A 2,224-nucleotide genomic window follows, 5' to 3' on the forward strand; every position below is an offset into this window, starting at 1 on the left:
CCCCGCACCACCACCAGATGCCGCGCCACCACCCCCGCCAGCGCACCACTCGCACCCGTCACCAACACCGTCCCCGCCGCATCCCACACCGGACCCACGACGTCCACAGCACCGGAGGTCCGCAGCAACCGCGGCGTCAGCACACCCTCGCCCCGCACCGCCAACTGCGGCTCACCACACGCCAAGGCGACTGACAGCGCATCCCGGGCGGAGTCGGAGTGGAGATCGGTCTCCAGATCCACCAGCACCACACGGTCCGGGTGCTCCGTCTGGGCCGTACGCACCAGTCCCCACACCGCCGCCGTGGCGAGATCCGGCACCTCCGCCATCCCGCCACGCGTGACCACCACCAACCGCGAGCCGGCCAGCCCCGGCTCAGCCACAAACTCCTGCACAACCCTCAGGACACGCGCCGTCTCAACACCCGCCACCCCACCCGGCTCCACCACCAGCGCCACGACGCCCGGAACCTCACCGCGGTCGGCCAGTGCCGCGACATCAGCGCAGTCCACTCCCAGCACCACACACTCGACCGGCGCCACCGGGCCCACCGGTACCGACACCCACCGCACCTCGTACAGCGAGTCGTTACCGGAAGTGGCAGCGGACAGCGCTTCCAGCGCCATCGGCTGGGTACGCAGCTCGTCCACCGAGATGACCGGCAGGCCACTGGCGTCGGCGGCGACCAGCCGCAGCGCACCCTCGTCACCAGGCGAAAGGCGGACCCGCAGTGTCGAGGCGGCGACCGCGTGCAGCCGCACCCCGTCCAGTGCGAACGGCACCCTCAGCTCGGAGCCGTCGATCAGCGAGGCGTGCAGGGCGGCGTCCAGCAGTGCCGGGTGGATGCCGAAGCCCTCCACGCCGTCCGGCAGCTCGACCTCCGCGAACACCTCGTCACCCGCACGCCACGCCGACCGCAGGCCCTGGAACACCGGCCCGTAGCCGTAGCCCCGGTCGGCCAGTTCCTCGTAGAAACCCTCCAGCGAGACCGCTTCCGCACCCGTGGGCGGCCACTGCGTCAGCTCGAAGCCGGGCTCGGCACGGTCGCCGACGACCAGAGTTCCGCCCGCGTGCTGCACCCACTCGGCGGGCGACTGATCGTCCTCGATCCGGGAGTAGACGCCGACGGGCCGCCGCCCGTTGGCCGTCTCCCCGACGACCACCTGCACCTGGACGGCCCCGGCAGCCGGGATCACCAGCGGGGCGTACAGGGTCAGCTCTTCCACCGTGTCAGAGCCGACCTCGTCACCAGCGCGCAGCACCAGCTCCACGAAGGCCGTGCCCGGCAGCAGCACCGACCCGCCGATGGCGTGGTCCGCCAGCCACGCGTGCGTGTGCAGCGACAACCGACCGGTCAGCACCACGACGGCATCCGCCTCCGCGACACTGACCGACGCACCCAGCAGGGAGTGCCGCGCCGTGCCCAGACCGGCGGACGCGACATCCGCCGCACCGGTGGCAGCCTCCAGCCAGTGCCGCTGGCGCTGGAAGGCATACGTGGGCAACTCGACCCGCCGCGCACCGGAGCCGTCGAACAGGACAGACCAGTCGACGTCCGCGCCATGGACGTACGCCTGGGCCAGGCTCGTCAGCAGCCGGGTCGGGTCGTCCTCGTCCCGCCGCAGCGTGCCCAGTGCCACCGCCGTGGCGTCCAGCGACTCGGCCGTCTCCTGCACCGCGCCCGTCAGCACCGGATGCGGACCGACCTCGATGAACAACCCATGACCCGCGCCCAGCGCCGCCCGCACGGCGGCCTCGAAGCGCACCGGCTCCCGCAGATTCCGCCGCCAGTAACCGGCATCCATCGTGGACGTGTCCAGCAACTCGCCGGTCACCGTCGAATACAACGGCACCCCAGCCGCACGCGGAGACAACGACGCAACCGCCGCCGCCAACTCCCCGCCAATCCCCTCCATCTGACTCGTGTGGAAGGCGAACTCGTCGCTGACCTGACGGACACGGATACCGTCCCGCTCACAGGCTTCCCTGAACCCGGCCACCTCCGCCGGCTCACCGGCCACGACGACGGAAGCGGGCCCGTTCTCGGCCGCGATCTCCAGCCCACCCGACAGCCGCTCCCGCACCTGCCCGGCCGACAGGGCCACCGACACCATCGCGCCCGCACCCCGCGCCCGCACCAGCACCCGGCCCCGCGCCGCGATCAACTCGGCCGCATCCGCCAAAGACAGGGCCCCGGCCACGCACGCCGCGGCGATCTCACCCC

At 72.3% G+C, this 2,224-nt stretch carries 1 protein-coding gene; it reads right to left on the bottom strand.

The window, feature by feature from the left end:
- Positions 1–2,224 (bottom strand): acyltransferase domain-containing protein (locus AB0I54_RS48105; protein ID WP_363302747.1); only part of this gene is annotated, 2,224 nt, incomplete at both ends.

The organism is Streptomyces sp. NPDC050625, from assembly GCF_040654755.1.
Classification (GTDB): domain Bacteria; phylum Actinomycetota; class Actinomycetes; order Streptomycetales; family Streptomycetaceae; genus Streptomyces.